The organism is Nocardioides marmoraquaticus (assembly GCF_054777915.1).
In genome coordinates, this window is record NZ_BAAHAA010000007.1 from 92137 (window position 1) to 106541 (window position 14405).

The 14405-nt window shown below is 73.1% G+C and carries 12 protein-coding genes; 5 read left to right on the forward strand and 7 right to left on the reverse strand.

Annotation, left to right across the window (positions count from 1 at the left end; genetic code table 11):
- Nucleotides 1-242: 242 nt before the first annotated feature.
- Together ACYU8I_RS07340 and ACYU8I_RS07345 are read left to right on the forward strand one after the other, a co-directional pair.
- The gene (locus ACYU8I_RS07340) at nucleotides 243-1106 is read left to right on the forward strand and encodes a bifunctional methylenetetrahydrofolate dehydrogenase/methenyltetrahydrofolate cyclohydrolase (protein WP_460839032.1); all 864 of its coding nucleotides are present in this window, start codon (nucleotides 243-245) and stop codon (nucleotides 1104-1106) included.
- The gene (locus ACYU8I_RS07345) at nucleotides 1103-1432 is read left to right on the forward strand and encodes a DUF3017 domain-containing protein (RefSeq protein ID WP_460839035.1); all 330 of its coding nucleotides are present in this window, start codon (nucleotides 1103-1105) and stop codon (nucleotides 1430-1432) included. Before ACYU8I_RS07340 ends, ACYU8I_RS07345 begins: the two co-directional genes overlap by 4 nt.
- Nucleotides 1433-1446: 14 nt before the next feature.
- Here the strand turns inward: ACYU8I_RS07345 and ACYU8I_RS07350 are convergent, their stop codons facing one another.
- From ACYU8I_RS07350 to ACYU8I_RS07380, 7 genes are all read right to left on the reverse strand, one after another.
- Nucleotides 1447-2268 (reverse strand): ribokinase, encoded by an 822-nt coding sequence (locus ACYU8I_RS07350; protein WP_460839213.1) that lies wholly within the window; start codon nucleotides 2266-2268, stop codon nucleotides 1447-1449.
- A 10-nt stretch (nucleotides 2269-2278) separates the two neighbouring features.
- Nucleotides 2279-3250 carry a nucleoside hydrolase gene (locus tag ACYU8I_RS07355; RefSeq protein ID WP_460839037.1) on the reverse strand — a complete coding sequence of 324 codons (972 nt, stop codon included), beginning with the start codon at nucleotides 3248-3250 and terminating at the stop codon, nucleotides 2279-2281.
- 198 nt (nucleotides 3251-3448) lie between these two features.
- The gene (locus ACYU8I_RS07360) at nucleotides 3449-4432 is read right to left on the reverse strand and encodes a malate dehydrogenase (RefSeq protein ID WP_460839040.1); all 984 of its coding nucleotides are present in this window, start codon (nucleotides 4430-4432) and stop codon (nucleotides 3449-3451) included.
- A gap of 87 nt (nucleotides 4433-4519) precedes the next feature.
- Nucleotides 4520-5356 carry a carbohydrate ABC transporter permease gene (locus ACYU8I_RS07365; protein WP_460839042.1) on the reverse strand — a complete coding sequence of 279 codons (837 nt, stop codon included), beginning with the start codon at nucleotides 5354-5356 and terminating at the stop codon, nucleotides 4520-4522.
- Nucleotides 5356-6525, reverse strand: coding sequence for a carbohydrate ABC transporter permease (locus ACYU8I_RS07370; protein ID WP_460839043.1), 1170 nt, complete (start codon nucleotides 6523-6525; stop codon nucleotides 5356-5358). The genes ACYU8I_RS07365 and ACYU8I_RS07370 overlap by 1 nt, the downstream gene beginning before the upstream one ends.
- A gap of 3 nt (nucleotides 6526-6528) precedes the next feature.
- Nucleotides 6529-7806 carry a sugar ABC transporter substrate-binding protein gene (locus ACYU8I_RS07375; RefSeq protein ID WP_460839045.1) on the reverse strand — a complete coding sequence of 426 codons (1278 nt, stop codon included), beginning with the start codon at nucleotides 7804-7806 and terminating at the stop codon, nucleotides 6529-6531.
- Between the two features lie 43 nt (nucleotides 7807-7849).
- Nucleotides 7850-9019 (reverse strand): LacI family DNA-binding transcriptional regulator, encoded by a 1170-nt coding sequence (locus tag ACYU8I_RS07380; RefSeq protein ID WP_460839047.1) that lies wholly within the window; start codon nucleotides 9017-9019, stop codon nucleotides 7850-7852.
- A gap of 62 nt (nucleotides 9020-9081) precedes the next feature.
- Between ACYU8I_RS07380 and ACYU8I_RS07385 the strand changes: the two genes are divergently transcribed.
- The 3 genes from ACYU8I_RS07385 to ACYU8I_RS07395 all read left to right on the forward strand — a co-directional run bounded on the left by ACYU8I_RS07385 (nucleotide 9082) and on the right by ACYU8I_RS07395 (nucleotide 14286).
- The gene (locus ACYU8I_RS07385; protein WP_460839048.1) at nucleotides 9082-11142 is read left to right on the forward strand and encodes a glycogen debranching N-terminal domain-containing protein; all 2061 of its coding nucleotides are present in this window, start codon (nucleotides 9082-9084) and stop codon (nucleotides 11140-11142) included.
- A 160-nt stretch (nucleotides 11143-11302) separates the two neighbouring features.
- Complete coding sequence (locus tag ACYU8I_RS07390; protein ID WP_460839050.1) at nucleotides 11303-11938, forward strand: DUF1707 SHOCT-like domain-containing protein; 636 nt, start codon at nucleotides 11303-11305, stop codon at nucleotides 11936-11938.
- A gap of 122 nt (nucleotides 11939-12060) precedes the next feature.
- On the forward strand, nucleotides 12061-14286 hold the full coding sequence (locus ACYU8I_RS07395; protein ID WP_460839052.1) for an NADP-dependent isocitrate dehydrogenase: 2226 nt from the start codon (nucleotides 12061-12063) through the stop codon (nucleotides 14284-14286).
- Nucleotides 14287-14405 lie beyond the last annotated feature (119 nt).

Sequence of the window (14405 nt, forward strand, 5' to 3'; positions counted from 1 at the left end):
GTGCGAGCGCAGCGAGCCACGAAGGGCGGCGCTGGTGAGGAGGAGCGTGTGGTGCCGCTCCCTGAGGTGCGAGCGCAGCGAGCCACGAAGGGCGGCGCTGGTGAGGAGGAGCGTGTGGTGCCGCTCCCTGAGGTGCGAGCGCAGCGAGCCACGAAGGGCGGCGCTCGTGCGGAGGCGATCGTGGAGACCGGCGCGAGTGTGGCGGCTGCGACGCGGCGGCGGGCAGTGACAGGATGTGCGCCGTGACTGCGCAGCGACTCGACGGGACGGCCACCGCGAAGGCGATCAAGGCCGAGCTGACGACGCGGGTGGCGGCCCTCCGTGAGAAGGGTGTCGTCCCCGGGCTCGGTACGGTGCTGGTGGGCGACGACCCGGGGTCGACGTGGTACGTCAACGGCAAGCACAAGGACTGCGCCGAGGTCGGCATCGCCTCGATCCGCGAGGACCTGCCGGCCACGGCGTCGCAGGACGACGTGATGGCCGCCGTACGCCGCCTCAACGACGACCCGGCGTGCACCGCCTACATCGTGCAGCTGCCCCTGCCGAAGGGCATCGACGAGAACGCCGTGCTCGGTGCCATCGACCCGGCCAAGGACGCCGACGGCCTGCACCCCACCAACCTCGGCTGGCTGGTGCTCGGCGAGGCGGCGCCGCTGCCCTGCACGCCCGCCGGCATCGTGGAGCTGCTGCGCCGCCACGACGTCGAGCTGGCCGGCGCCGAGGTCTGCGTCGTCGGACGTGGCGTGACCGTCGGCCGTCCGCTCGGGCTGCTGCTGACGCGCCGCTCCGAGAACGCCACCGTCACGCTGTGCCACACCGGCACCCGCGACCTCGCCGCCCACACCCGCACCGCCGACGTCGTGGTCGCAGCCGCGGGGGTGCCGGGCATCGTCACCGCCGACATGGTCAAGCCGGGTGCCGCCCTGCTCGACGTCGGCGTCAGCCGGGTCGACGGCAAGATCGCGGGCGACCTCGCCGACGACGTCTGGGAGGTCGCGGGCTGGGTCTCGCCGAACCCCGGCGGCGTCGGTCCCATGACCCGGGCGATGCTCTTGGCCAACGTGGTGGCCAACGCCGAGGAGTCTCTCGCCGCCGACGGCGCGTGAGCCCGGTCGACACCTCGATCGGCAGCCCGGTGACCGCACCCGACCCCTCCCGCCGACCCTCCACCTTCGGCGGCGTCATCTACCTCGGCGTGTGCGCCGTGGCGGTGCTGGCGCTCGTCGTCGTGGCCCTCGACCAGTGGCGTCGTGGGGTGACCGTGCTCGGCGTCGGCCTCCTCGTGGCCGCCGGGGCGCGGCTGGTGCTCTCGGACCACGAGGCCGGGATGCTGCGCGTGCGCCGCAACCGCTGGGTCGACGCGGTGATGCTCGTCGGCGTGGGGATCGCCCTGATCTTCCTCGCCGCGTCGATCCCCGACCAGCCGGGCTGAGCGCGCCGAGAGCCTCAGAGGTCGGGGTCGGGCTGCGCGCCCTCGTGGGCGACGGCTGCTGCACCGGCGTGCAACGCGCCCGTCAGGGCAGCGGTGTCGTCGTCACCCCGCGCCAGACCAGCGGCCAGCGCCCCGCAGAAGGCGTCACCCGCCCCGGTCGTGTCGACCACCGCCGGGGCCACCACGGCGTCCAGCGACAGCTCGCCCCAGCGGGCGCCGTCGGCCCCGAGGGTGACGAGCAGCGAGCGCGGCGCCACGCCCGAGCGCGCCAGCAGCGCGGCCTCCGACTCGTTGACGACGACGGGGTCGGCGAGCGCGACGACGTCGTCGGGGACGGTGGCGTACGGCGCGAGGTTGAGCACGACGCGCGAGCCGCGCTCGGCCGCCCGTCGTGCGGCGTCGGCGACGGTGTCGAGGGGGACCTCGAGCTGGAGCAGCAGCACGTCGCCCGGCCCGAGGTCGAGCTGGTCGAGCCCGTCGGCGGTGACGGTGCCGTTGGCGCCCGGGACGACGAGGATGGTGTTCTCCCCGGCCGCGTCGACGGCGATGAGGGCGGTGCCGGTCGGGGTGCGGGTGCGCACGGCGACCCCGGTGACGTCGACAGCGAGCGTGCGGAGCCGCTCGAGGTACGCCGTCCCGCCAGCGTCGTCGCCGACCGCGCCCACCATGACGACCGCTGCGCCGGCCGCGGCCGCGGCGACGGCCTGGTTGGCGCCCTTGCCGCCGGCGAGGCGCTGCAGGCCCTCGGCCAGCAGCGTCTCGCCGGGCCGGGGGTGCCGCTCGACGCGGGTGACGAGGTCGACGTTGAGCGAGCCGAGCACCACGACGCGTCCCATCACGACCCGCTCATGCCAGCGACTCCCACCACAGCCGCGCGCAGCGCGCCCCGTCGACCTCGAGGGCGACGTCGACGACCGCCGGCGCCTGGCCGTGCGGGTCGTGCGCGAGGTCGCCGGTCCAGTCGCGGCGGTCGACGATGGTGCGCCCCCGCGACCAGGTGCCGGCGAGCTCGACGCGCACGGGGAGCGGGGTGGTGCGGACGAGGGTGGGGTCGAGCACCGCCGCCACCGCGCCCGCGTCGCCGATGGTCGCGGTGTCGGCGTCGAAGCGTCGGCAGGCGAAGTCGACCAGCCGGGCCCCGAGCCCGCGCGGGCCGGCCTCGTCGAGGTGGGGCGCCGCCTGGGCGTGGGTGACCAGTGGGCCGTAGAAGACGTCGAGGCCGTACATGGTCACCGGCACCCGCAGCTCGGCGCACGCGTCGAGCGTGATGGCCGCGGCCTCCGGGTCGTGCCAGACGTTGAACTCCGCGCTCGCGGTGGCGTTGCCGACGTCGGCCGCGCCGCCCATGAACACGACGCGCTCGATCCCCGCCGCCGCCTCGGGGTGGGTGCGCAGCAGCAGCGCCACGTTGGTGAGCGTTGCGAGCGGCACCAGCGTGACCCGCTCGCCGCGCTCGACGGCCTCCAGGAGCAGGTCGCGCAGCAGCTCGACCGCGTGGCGCGGGTCGGGGCGGCGGCCGGAGACCGGCCACCCGAGGTCGCCCATGCCGTCCTCGCCGTGGACGTGGCGCGCGTCGGCGTACGGCTCCAGCAGCGGTACGCCGCTCCCCGCCGCCACCGGCACGTCGTCACGACCGCACGTGTCGAGCACCGTCAGGGTGTTGCGGACGACGTCGGCCAGCGGCGCGTTGCCGCCCACGGAGCTGACCCCGCGCAGCTCGAGCCCCGGGTGACGGGCGGCGAGCAGCAGCGCCATCGCGTCGTCGACGCCCGTGTCGACGTCGAGGACGACGGGGACGGGTTGCTGACTTCTGGTCACCGTTGTCTCCTGCCTCACCGGGTCCTTCGAGACGGTTGCTGCGCAACCTCCTCAGGAACCATCTCGACCCGGCCGTCGCGGCCTCGTGCCTCGGCCGCGGGCCTCGCTCGACCCTTCGAGACGGTTGCTGCGCAACCTCCTCAGGCCGACGCCTGCTCGCGTCGGGGTGGCGCTCCTTCGTCGCGCCGCCCCGGCTTGCTAGATCAGCCCGAGACCCTGCACGGCGTCGCGCTCCTCGGCGAGCTCGGCGGTCGAGGCGTCGATGCGGGAGCGGGAGAAGTCGTCGATCTCGAGGCCCTGGACGATCTCCCAGTCACCGTCGCGCGTGGTGACGGGGAAGGACGAGACGAGGCCCTCGGGCACGCCGTAGGAGCCGTCGGAGCGGACGGCCATGGAGACCCAGTCGCCCTCGGCGGAGCCGTGCAGCCAGTCGCGGGCGGCGTCGATGGTGGCCGACGCGGCGGAGGCGGCCGAGGACGAGCCGCGGGCCTCGATGATGGCGGCGCCGCGCTTGGCGACGGTCGGGATGAAGTCGTTCTCGAGCCAGGCCTGGTCGCCGACCACCTCGGCGGCGTTGCGGCCGCCGACCTCGGCGTGGAACAGGTCGGGGTACTGCGTGGCCGAGTGGTTGCCCCAGATCGTCATCTTGGTGATGTCGGTGACGGGAGCTCCGGTCTTGGCGGCGAGCTGGCTGATGGCGCGGTTGTGGTCGAGCCGGGTGAGGGCGGAGAACCGCGACGCCGGGATGTCGGGGGCGTTGGACAGCGCGATCAGCGCGTTGGTGTTGGCCGGGTTGCCGGTGACGCCGATGCGGACGTCGTCGGCGGCGACCTTGTTGAGCGCCTTGCCCTGGGCGGTGAAGATCGCGCCGTTGGCCTCGAGCAGGTCGCCGCGCTCCATGCCCGGGCCGCGCGGCTTGGCGCCGACGAGCAGGGCGAGGTTGACGCCGTCGAAGACCTTCTCGGCGTCGTCGCCGATCTCCACCCCGGCGAGGGTGGGGAACGCACAGTCGTCGAGCTCCATCACGACACCCTCGAGCGCCTTGAGGGCCGGGGTGATCTCGAGCAGCCGCAGCTCCACGGGCCGGTCGCCGAGCGCGCCGCTGGCGAGGCGGAACAGGAGGCTGTAGCCGATCTGGCCGGCGGCTCCGGTGACGGCGACCTTGAGGGGAGTGCTGCTCACGGTTTCTCCTGGTGGGAGGGGACGACGGGTCGGCCCCGACGCTAGCAGCGGCGTACGGGGCAGACCGGGCCGGTCTGCGTGGCGGCCCTACTCCTTCAGCGCGCCTGCCGTCGAGTTGACGATGCGCCGCTGGAAGACGAAGAACACCAGCGCCACGGGGATCGTCATGAGCAGGGCGGCCGCGAGCTTCAGCGGGTACTGCGTGCCCTGCGACAGCGCGCCCGAGGCCAGCTGCGCGACACCTTTGGTCAGCGTGAACAGCTCGGGGTCCTGACTGGCCACGATGAAGTGGCTCAGCTCGTTCCACGAGGCCTGGAAGCTGAGGATGATGATCGTGACGAGCGCCGGCCGTGCCATGGGCAGCACCACCGACCAGAAGATCCGGAACGTGCCGGCGCCGTCGACGCGGGCCTGCTCCTCGACGCTCGCCGGGATCGACTCGAAGAAGCCCTTCATGATGAAGACCGCGGCGGCGTCGGCCATCAGCGGCACGATGAGGGCGGCGTACGAGTCGTAGATGCCGAGCTGGTTGATCACGAGGAACTTCGGGATCAGCAGCACCACGTTGGGCACGGCCATGATCGCCACGAGCACCGCGAAGGTCAGCGCCCGCCCGCGGAAGGGCACCCGCGCCAGCGCGTAGCCGGCCATCGAGCAGAAGATGACGCGGCCCACGGTGACGAAGAGCGTGACGATGACCGAGTTCATCGCCCACAGCGGCAGGTCGCCCTGGAAGAGCCGGGCGTACGCCGCCACGGTCGGCGTGAGCGGCAGCCCCAGGGGATCGGCCGCGGCGTCACCGTCGGTCTTGAACGACGTCGCGACCTGCACCAGGAAGGGCAGCAGGTAGACCACGGCCAGCAGGCCGAGGACGACGTAGATGCTCACCGCCGAGCGGCGGCTGCGGTGCGTCAGCGCGCTCATCAGGCACCCGCCTCCGACTGCCGGCCGGAGTGGGTGCCCGAGGCGATGACTGCCTCGGCCCGACGACGCTCGGCGCGGGCGCCACGCTTGTCCGACAGCACCCAGCGCTGCAGCAGCGTGAGCACGACGATGATCGCGAACAGGATGAACGCGATCGCCGCGCCCTGGCCCCACTGCTGGTTGATGAAGGCCGACTGGTAGCTGAGGTACGCCGGCGTCAGCGTCGTCTTGGCGGGCCCGCCCTGCGTGCCGACGTAGATCTGGTCGAAGACCTGCCAGGTGCCGATCAGCCCGAGCGTCAGGACCGTGAACATCGTCGGCCGGATCATCGGCAGCGTCAGGTGCCGGAAGCGCTGCCAGGCGTTGGCGCCGTCGATGATGCCGGCCTCCTCGACCTCGTCGCCGAGGTTGTTGAGCGCGGCGATGAACAGCAGCATGAAGGTGCCCGAGGTGGTGAAGACGGCCATGAGGACGAACGCGCTCATCGCGATCGACGGGCCCGAGACCCACTCCCACAGGCTGATGCCGAGCAGCTGCGTGCCGCCGAGGAAGCCGGGCGCGGAGTCGACGCCGACCGCGTCGAGGAGCACGTGGATGACGCCCCGCGGGTCGTTGAACCAGTTGGGCCCGTTCATGCCGAGCCAGCCGAGCACGGTGTTGACGACGCCACTGGTGCTGAAGAGGAACAGCCACAGCACCGTGATCGCGACCGAGCTGGTGACCGACGGGAAGTAGAACGCGGTGCGGAAGAAGCCCTGCGCCCGCATCGCCCGGCGCGTGACGAGCACCGCCAGCCCGAGCGCGACCATCGTCTGCAGCGGCACCACGAGCAGCACGTAGAAGAGGTTGTTGCGCAACGAGGTGCCGAAGTCGCGCTCGGCCAGGCCGCCGCCGGCGAGGATCGCGCGGTAGTTCTCGAGCCCGACGAAGCCGACGTCGGAGGAGAACGGGCTGCCGTTGCCGCGCCAGTCGCTGACGCTGACCCACAGCGCCATCAGCACCGGCGCCACGAGGAACAGCCCCAGCAGCACCACGACCGGGGCCATGAAGATCCACCCGTCGAGGGTCTGCCGCAGCCGGGCCGACCGACCCCGCCCGGACCCCCGGCCGCTGCTGCGACCGAGGCCCGGGCGGGCGTCCGTGCTGGTGGACGTGGTCGACGTGCTCACGACCTACTGCCCCACGGTCGCCTGCAGCGACTGCTGCACCGAGGCCAGGATGTCGGCCGGGTTGCCGTCACGCAGCGTCTCGAGCTGCGCGTTGAAGTCGGTGATGACGTCGGCGGCCCCGACGGTCGAGGGCGGGTTCTGCGCGAACTCGGCGCTCTCGATGAAGGGCGCCACCTCGGGCGAGTCCTCGCCGTACTGCTGCGCGGCGGTCTCGACCGACGGGATCACGCCGAAGGCCTTCGCGAACTCGGCCTGCTGCTCGGGCGCGGTGAGGTGCTCGACGAGGTCGACGGCGGCGTCGGCGTCACCGGTCGACTCCGGGATGCCCCAGCAGTTGGTGAAGGCGAGCGTGCCCTCGCCCGCGGGGCCGGCGGGCAGCTTCGCGACGGTGTAGTCGACGTCGGGGTAGTCGTTCTGCATCGCGCCGACCAGCCAGTTGCCCTCGATGGTCATCGCCGACTTGCCGGTGCCGAAGGCCTCGCCGCCCCAGCCTGCGCCGAGGTCGGAGGAGTACGACGCCACGCCGTCGTCGAGCAGACCCTGGACGTACTCGAGCGCCTCGAGGTTCTGCGGACTGTCGACGGTGGCCTCGGTCTGGTCGTCGTTGGTCATCGCGCCGCCGGCCTGCGGGAAGAACGCGCCGACGCGCTGGTACTCCGGGCTGAAGGCGAGGCCCGGACGGTCGCCGTCGGTGAGCTGCTCGGAGACGGCGGCCAGCTCCTCCCAGGTGGTCGGCACGTCGGCGTCGGTGAGGCCGGCGTCCTCCCACATCTGGTCGTTGATCCACAGCGCGAGGGTCGAGAAGTCCTTCGGAGCGCAGTAGAAGGTGTCGTCGACGGTGAAGGCCTGCTTGAGGTTCGGGTAGAAGTCGTCGGCGTTGGACAGGTCGTCGCCGTAGGGGAGCAGCGAGCCGTTGTCGACGTAGCCGCCGAGCTGGTCGGTGCTCATGTAGAACAGGTCGGGCGGGTTGCCCGCGGCGAAGCCCTGGCTCAGCTGCTGGTTGAGGTCGGAGGCGGCGCGCACCTCGGCCTTGGTGCCCGACTCCTCCGACCACGCGGCGACCGCGTCCTGCACGGCCTTGGTCTCGGCGTCGCCCGAGGAGCCGATGAGGATGGTCAGCTCGCCGTCGCCCGTGCCCTCGCCGCCGCTCCCGGAGGAGCCGGAGCTTTCGAAGCCCGACCCGCCCCCGCAGGCGGCGGTGACGAGCAGGCCGGAGCCGACCGCGAGGGCGGCCAGGGACCGGCGCGGCGAGCGACGGACGGTGCGGCGCATCGGTGACATGGGGTTCTCCTTCATCGGTGGGCGGTGCAGGTCAGCAGGTGGTTCAGGTACGGCGGCTCGACTCGCGCACGACGAGCCGGGGCGCGAGCAGGGTGCCCGTGCTCGCGCCCTTCGTGGCTCGCTTCGCTCGCACCTCAGGGAGCGGCTGGCTCTCGCCGCCCGCCGGTCTCTGAGGAGCCATGTGGGGGGCGGGGGCGTCCGCCGGTCCCTGAGGAGCCTCGCGAGGGACGAGCGAGGCGTCTCGAAGGGCGGCGTCGAGGAGGCGGACCAGCTCGGCGGCGACGTCGGCGAGGGGTTGCTCGAGGCTGGTGAGGCCGGGGGTGGTGAGCGCGGCGGTGGGGGAGTTGTCGAAGCCGGTGACGCCGACGTCGGCGCCGGGGCGCAGGCCGCGCTCGGCCAGCGCGCGCAGCACGCCGAGGGCCAGGGTGTCGGAGGCGCAGACCAGCGCGGTCGGCGTCGGCCCGCCGCGGGGTGCCTCGAGGAGCCGGTGGGCGGCGTCGCGGCCGGCCTCGAACTCGTCGACGACGTGGGCCTCCACACGGGCCGGCAGGTCGAGGCGGTGGCAGGCGTCGACCCAGCCGCGGCGACGGTCCTCGCCGACCTCGGAGTCGCGGGGCCAGCCGAGGAAGCCTATCTCGGTGTGGCCCTGGCGCGCGAGGTGCTCGGTGGCCAGGCCGAGCCCGGCGGCACCGTCGACGTCGACCCACGGGTGGGTCTCGCCGGCGGCGTCGTCCCAGGTGCGGCCGAAGACCGCGAAGCCCACGCCCTCGTCGCGCAGCCAGCGCAGCCGGGGATCGTCGCGGTGGGTGCCGGTGAGCACGAAGGCGTCGACCGCGGTGGTCTGGCGCAGCTCCTGGTAGGCGGTGAGCTCGGCGGTGTCGCCCGCGGCGTGGCACAGAATGAGGTGGTAGCCGCGGGACGCCGCCGACTCGGCGAGCGCGTGCAGGAACTGGTCGAGCAGCAGCGCCGCCCGGTCACCGCGGGACCGCTCGACGCGCACCCCGATGAGCCGCGAGGTACGGCTGCGCAGCGTGCGGGCCGAGCGGTTGGGGCGGTAGCCCAGGGCACCGATGGCGTCGCGCACCCGCTCGCGGGTCGCCTCGCTCACGCGCTCGGGGTGGTTGAGGACGTTGGAGACCGTCATGGCCGAGACCTCGGCGCGGGCGGCCACGTCGTCGAGGGTCACGACGCCGTGCCGGGCGGGTCCGCGCATCGGGTCCTCCTCGACGGTGGGGGTTGTCAGCGATCGTGGTTTTAGCGCTAAAGTCCTGCGACGTGACGGACGTTACGCAGCAGCCCGTTCAGGCGTCAAGCACCCCTGACCGCACCCGGGACCAGGAGCGGGAGCACGGCAGGGAGCTGCAGCCCCTGCTGCACGACCTGGCCACCGCGGTCGCGGCTCCGGCCCTCGTGCTGGGCACGCCCGACGGCCAGGTGGACAGTGACACCCGCCCCGTGTCGGGGTGGTACGCCGACGACGTGCGGCTGTTGCGCCGGGCGGTGCTGTCGGTCGAGCACAGCCCGCTGGAGCTGGTGCGCGGCGATGTCGCGGCCCCGGCCCGGCACGCGTTCTCGTACGTCGCCCGCGGCCTCGGCGACGTGCAGCCCGACCCCACCGTCCGGGTCGAGCGGGTGCGCGACCTGGGGGCCACCGAGCTCCACGAGCGGGTCGCCGTGACCAGTGCCGCGCGGGAGCCGGTCGAGGCGGTGCTGCACCTCGACGTCGCCACCGACCTCGCCCCCGTGCCCGAGGTCAAGCAGGGCGCCCGCCCCGACGCGTCGGCGCCGAGGATCACGGGCGCCGAGGTGCGGTGGGGGACCGGCGACGGGTCGGAGGTGGTCCTCGAGGCCGACGGGGCCGAGGTCACGCAGCACGGCGACGGCGTCCGGCTCACCTGGCGGCTCTCGCTCCCGGCCGGCGCGTCCGCGGAGGTGGCGTGGCGTGCGCGCTCCACCGGCGAGGCACGCTACGACCGAGGCCGGCTCGACCTGGGCGGGGTGGTCGCCGAGGCGCCCGACCCGCGGCTGCCGGCGCTGCTGCGGCGCAGCCTCGACGACCTCGAGGCGCTCGCCCTGCGCGAGGGCGACGACACCTTCCTCGCCGCGGGGAGCCCGTGGTTCCTCACGCTGTTCGGCCGCGACTCGCTGTGGGCCGCGCGGCTGCTGCTGCCCGTCGACCACGACCTCGCGCTGTCCACGCTGCGGGTGCTGGCCGCACGGCAGGGCGAGGTGGACGACCCGGAGATCGAGGAGCAGCCCGGCAAGATCCTGCACGAGGTCCGCAGCCCCGGGCTCGGCCACTCGCTGCCGCCCGTCTACTACGGCACCGTCGACGCCACGCCGCTGTTCGTGTGCCTGCTGGCCGACGCCGCCGAGTGGGGCGCCGACCCCGAGCAGGTGCGCGCGCTGCTGCCCGCCGCCCGCCGGGCGCTGCAGTGGCAGCTCGCGCAGTCGGCCGAGACCGGCTGGCTGCGCTACGTCGACAGCACCGGACGCGGCCTGGCCAACCAGGGCTGGAAGGACAGCCACGACTCGGTGCAGCACGCCGACGGCCGGCTCGCCGACGCCCCGATCGCGCTGTGCGAGGTGCAGGCCTACGCCCACGAGGCGGCCGTGCGCGGCGGCGCCCTGCTGGCGGCGTACGGCGAGGAGCCGGTCGAGGGCCTCGAGCAGTGGGCCGCCGACCTGCGCGACCGCTTCGACCGCGAGTTCTGGGTCGACACCCCCGACGGCGGCCACGTCGCCATCGCGCTCGACCGCGACGGCCGCCCCGTCGACTCGGTCACCTCCAACGTCGGCCACCTGCTGGGCACCGGGATCCTCGCGCCGGGCCGGGCCGCGCGCCTGGCCGAGGTGCTGGTGGGCGAGCTGCGCTCCGGCTTCGGCCTGCACACGCTGACGCCGCGCTCGCCGCGGTTCTCGCCGCTGAGCTACCACGGCGGCTCGGTGTGGCCGCACGACACCGCCATCGCCGTCCGCGGGCTCGCCGCCGAGGGCTGCCACGACGAGGCCACCCGGCTCGCCGCCGAGGTCGTCGACGCGGCGGCGGCCTTCGACCTGCGATTGCCAGAGCTCTTCGCCGGCGACCGCGCCTACGACGTCCGCGTGCCGGCGGCCTACCCCGCCGCGTGTCGACCGCAGGCCTGGTCGGCCGCGGGCGCCGTCGCGGCGCTGCTCGCCGCGACCGGCGTCCGTGTCGAGGCCGGCGCCCCCGCCGTCCCCGACCGCACCGGCACCGCCCTCGGCCCCTTCCGCCTCCACGGCCTGCGCCTCGGTGAGCGCTCCTTGGGCGTCGAGGTCGCCGCCGACGGCTCGGTGACGCTGCTGGAGGCCTGACCCGGGGAGGAATTCCCCGGCCGGCCGGGGAATTCGTCACTTGTCGGCCAAGATCTCGGCCGACAAGTGGAGAACCAGGCCGACGAGTCCCCGCTGAGAACGCCGGACTCGTGACACTTGTGACGGGCGCGGAGGGTCGGGCCGACCTAGGGTGGGCCGCGTGGAGCCGACCGACCCGCGCCAGCTGCGCATCTCCGACACCGACCGCCACCAGGTGGCCGAGCTCCTGCGCGAGGCCGCGGGGGAGGGCCGGCTCGACGTCGAGGAGCTCGAGGAGCGGCTCGAGGCGACGTACGCCGCCAAGACGTACGGCGACCTGGTCCCGCTGACCGTCGACCTGCCGACCGGCAACGTGCCGGCGCCGCTCGCCGGCTCGCTCCCGGTGTCGCGCAGCAGCCGCACCCCGCACGTCGGCGGCCCGCGCCACGACGGCTCCTACGCGGTGATGAGCGAGACCAAGCGCACGGGCGCGTGGACGCTGCCGGCCGAGCACACCGCCGTGGCGGTGATGGGCTCGGTGGTGCTCGACCTGCGCGACGCCGAGCTCGGTCGCGAGAGCGTGATCAACGCCCACACCGTGATGGGCAGCGTCGAGGTGGTCGTCGACGCCTGGACCCGTGTCGAGCTGTCGGGCGTGCCGGTCATGGGTGCGTTCCAGATGGGCCGCGAGTCGGTCGGGGCCGAGCTGAGCGCCGAGTCGCCGGTCGTGCGCATCAAGGGGTTCGCGCTGATGGGCAGCGTCGAGGTCAAGCGCAAGGGTGAGCCGCGACAGCGCCGCAAGCTGTTGGGGCACTAGCCGGCTGCCGGCCCCTCGACCCCGTGCGGTCGGGGGTGCCAGGGTGGGCGGGGGCGCGGCGAGCCGCGCCTGCGATATCTTGACGTGAAGATAAATCCGCCGAACCGCAGGGAGCAGCGCACGTGACCGAGCCGTCCGAGTCGAAGATCGTCTACACCCACACCGACGAGGCGCCGCTGCTGGCGACGTACAGCTTCCTCCCGGTCATCGAGGCGTACGCCGCCAAGGCCGGCGTCGCGGTCGAGACCCGCGACATCTCCCTGGCCGGGCGCATCCTCGCCGCCTTCGCCGACACCCTCCCCGCCGACCAGCAGACCTCCGACGCGCTGGCCGAGCTCGGCGAGCTGGCCACGAAGCCCGAGGCCAACATCATCAAGCTGCCCAACATCTCCGCCTCGGTGCCGCAGCTCAAGGCCGCCATCGCCGAGCTCCAGGAGCAGGGCTTCGCGCTGCCGGAGTACGTCTCCGACCCGAAGAGCGACGAGGAGGCCGACACCAAGGCGCGCTACGCCAAGGTGATGGGCTCCGCGGTCAACCCGGTGCTGCGCGAGGGCAACTCCGACCGCCGTGCGCCCGAGTCGGTCAAGGGCTACGCCCGCAAGCACCCCCACCGCATGGGCGCCTGGAGCTCCGACTCCAAGACCGACGTGGCCACCATGGACGACCACGACTTCCGCCACAACGAGCAGTCGGTCGTCATCGACGAGGCCGGCTCGCTGCGCATCGAGCTCGAGACCGCCTCCGGCACCACCGTGCTCAAGGAGTCGGTGCCGGTGGAGGCCGGCGAGGTCGTCGACGCGACGTTCATGTCGACCGCCAGGCTGCAGGAGTTCCTGAAGGCGCAGATCGCCCGGGCCAAGGCCGACGACGTGCTGTTCTCGCTGCACCTCAAGGCCACGATGATGAAGGTCTCCGACCCGATCCTCTTCGGCCACGCGGTGCAGGCGTTCTTCCCCACGCTGTTCACCGAGCACGCCGACGCGCTGCTCGAGCACGACCTCGACCCCAAGAACGGCCTCGGCGGCATCCTCTCGGGCGCCGAGAAGGTCGGCGGCGACGTGTGGACCGGCATCAAGGCCGCCGTCGACCACGACCTCGCCGAGGGTCCCGCGCTCGCGATGGTCGACTCCGACCGCGGCATCACCAACCTGCACGTGCCGTCCGACGTCATCGTCGACGCCTCGATGCCCGCGATGATCCGCACCTCGGGCCACATGTGGGGTCCCGACGGCGAGGAGGCCGACACCCTCGCGGTGATCCCCGACTCGTCGTACGCCGGCGTCTACCAGGTCGTCATCGACGACTGCCGCGCCCACGGCGCCTTCGACCCGGCCACGATGGGCTCGGTGCCCAACGTCGGGTTGATGGCTCGCAAGGCCGAGGAGTACGGCTCGCACGACAAGACCTTCGAGATCGCCGAGGCCGGCACCGTCCGGGTCGTCCAGGGCGACCGCGTGCTCATGGAGCACCAGGTCGAGCCCGGCGACGTGTGGCGCGCCTGCCAGACCAAGGACGTCCCGATCCAGGACTGGGTCAAGCTCGCCGTCACCCGCGCCCGCGCCACCGGCGACCCGGCGATCTTCTGGCTCGACCGCGAGCGCGCCCACGACGCCAACCTGATCGCCAAGGTCCAGCAGTACCTGCCGGAGCACGACACCGACGGCCTCGACATCACCATCGCCTCGCCGGTCGACGCGTGCCGCACCTCGGTCGAGCGGCTGCGACGGGGCGAGAACACCATCTCGGTCACCGGCAACGTGCTGCGCGACTACAACACCGACCTGTTCCCGATCCTTGAGCTCGGCACCTCGGCCAAGATGCTCTCGGTCGTGCCGCTCATCAACGGCGGCGGTCTGTTCGAGACCGGTGCCGGTGGCAGCGCGCCCAAGCACGTGCAGCAGCTGGTCAAGGAGAACTACCTGCGCTGGGACAGCCTCGGCGAGTTCCTGGCGCTGGCCGAGAGCCTCGGCCACATGGCGACCTCGACCGGCAACGAGCGTGCCCGCGTGCTCGGCGAGGCCTTGGACAAGGCCACCGGCCGGCTGCTCGACGAGGACAAGTCGCCCCAGCGCAAGCTGGGCTCGATCGACAACCGCGGCAGCCACTTCTACGTCGCGCTGTTCTGGGCCGAGGAGCTCGCCGCGCAGACCGACGACGAGGCGCTCGCCGCCGACTTCGCCTCGCTCGCCTCGACCCTGCGCGAGCAGGAGGCGACGATCGCCGAGGAGCTGCTCGCCGTCCAGGGCCAGCCCGCCGACATCGGCGGCTACTACCGCCCCGACGCCGAGAAGGCTGCCGCCGTGATGCGCCCCTCCGCGACGTTCAACGACGCGCTCGCGTCGCTCTGAGCCGGTGAGAACTCCCCGGTCAACCGGGGAGTTCTGACTGGATCGGCCTTGATCAAGGCCGATCCAGTCAGAACCAGGCCGACCAGTGTGACGCGTGAGGTCAGGCGGGCACGGTCGAG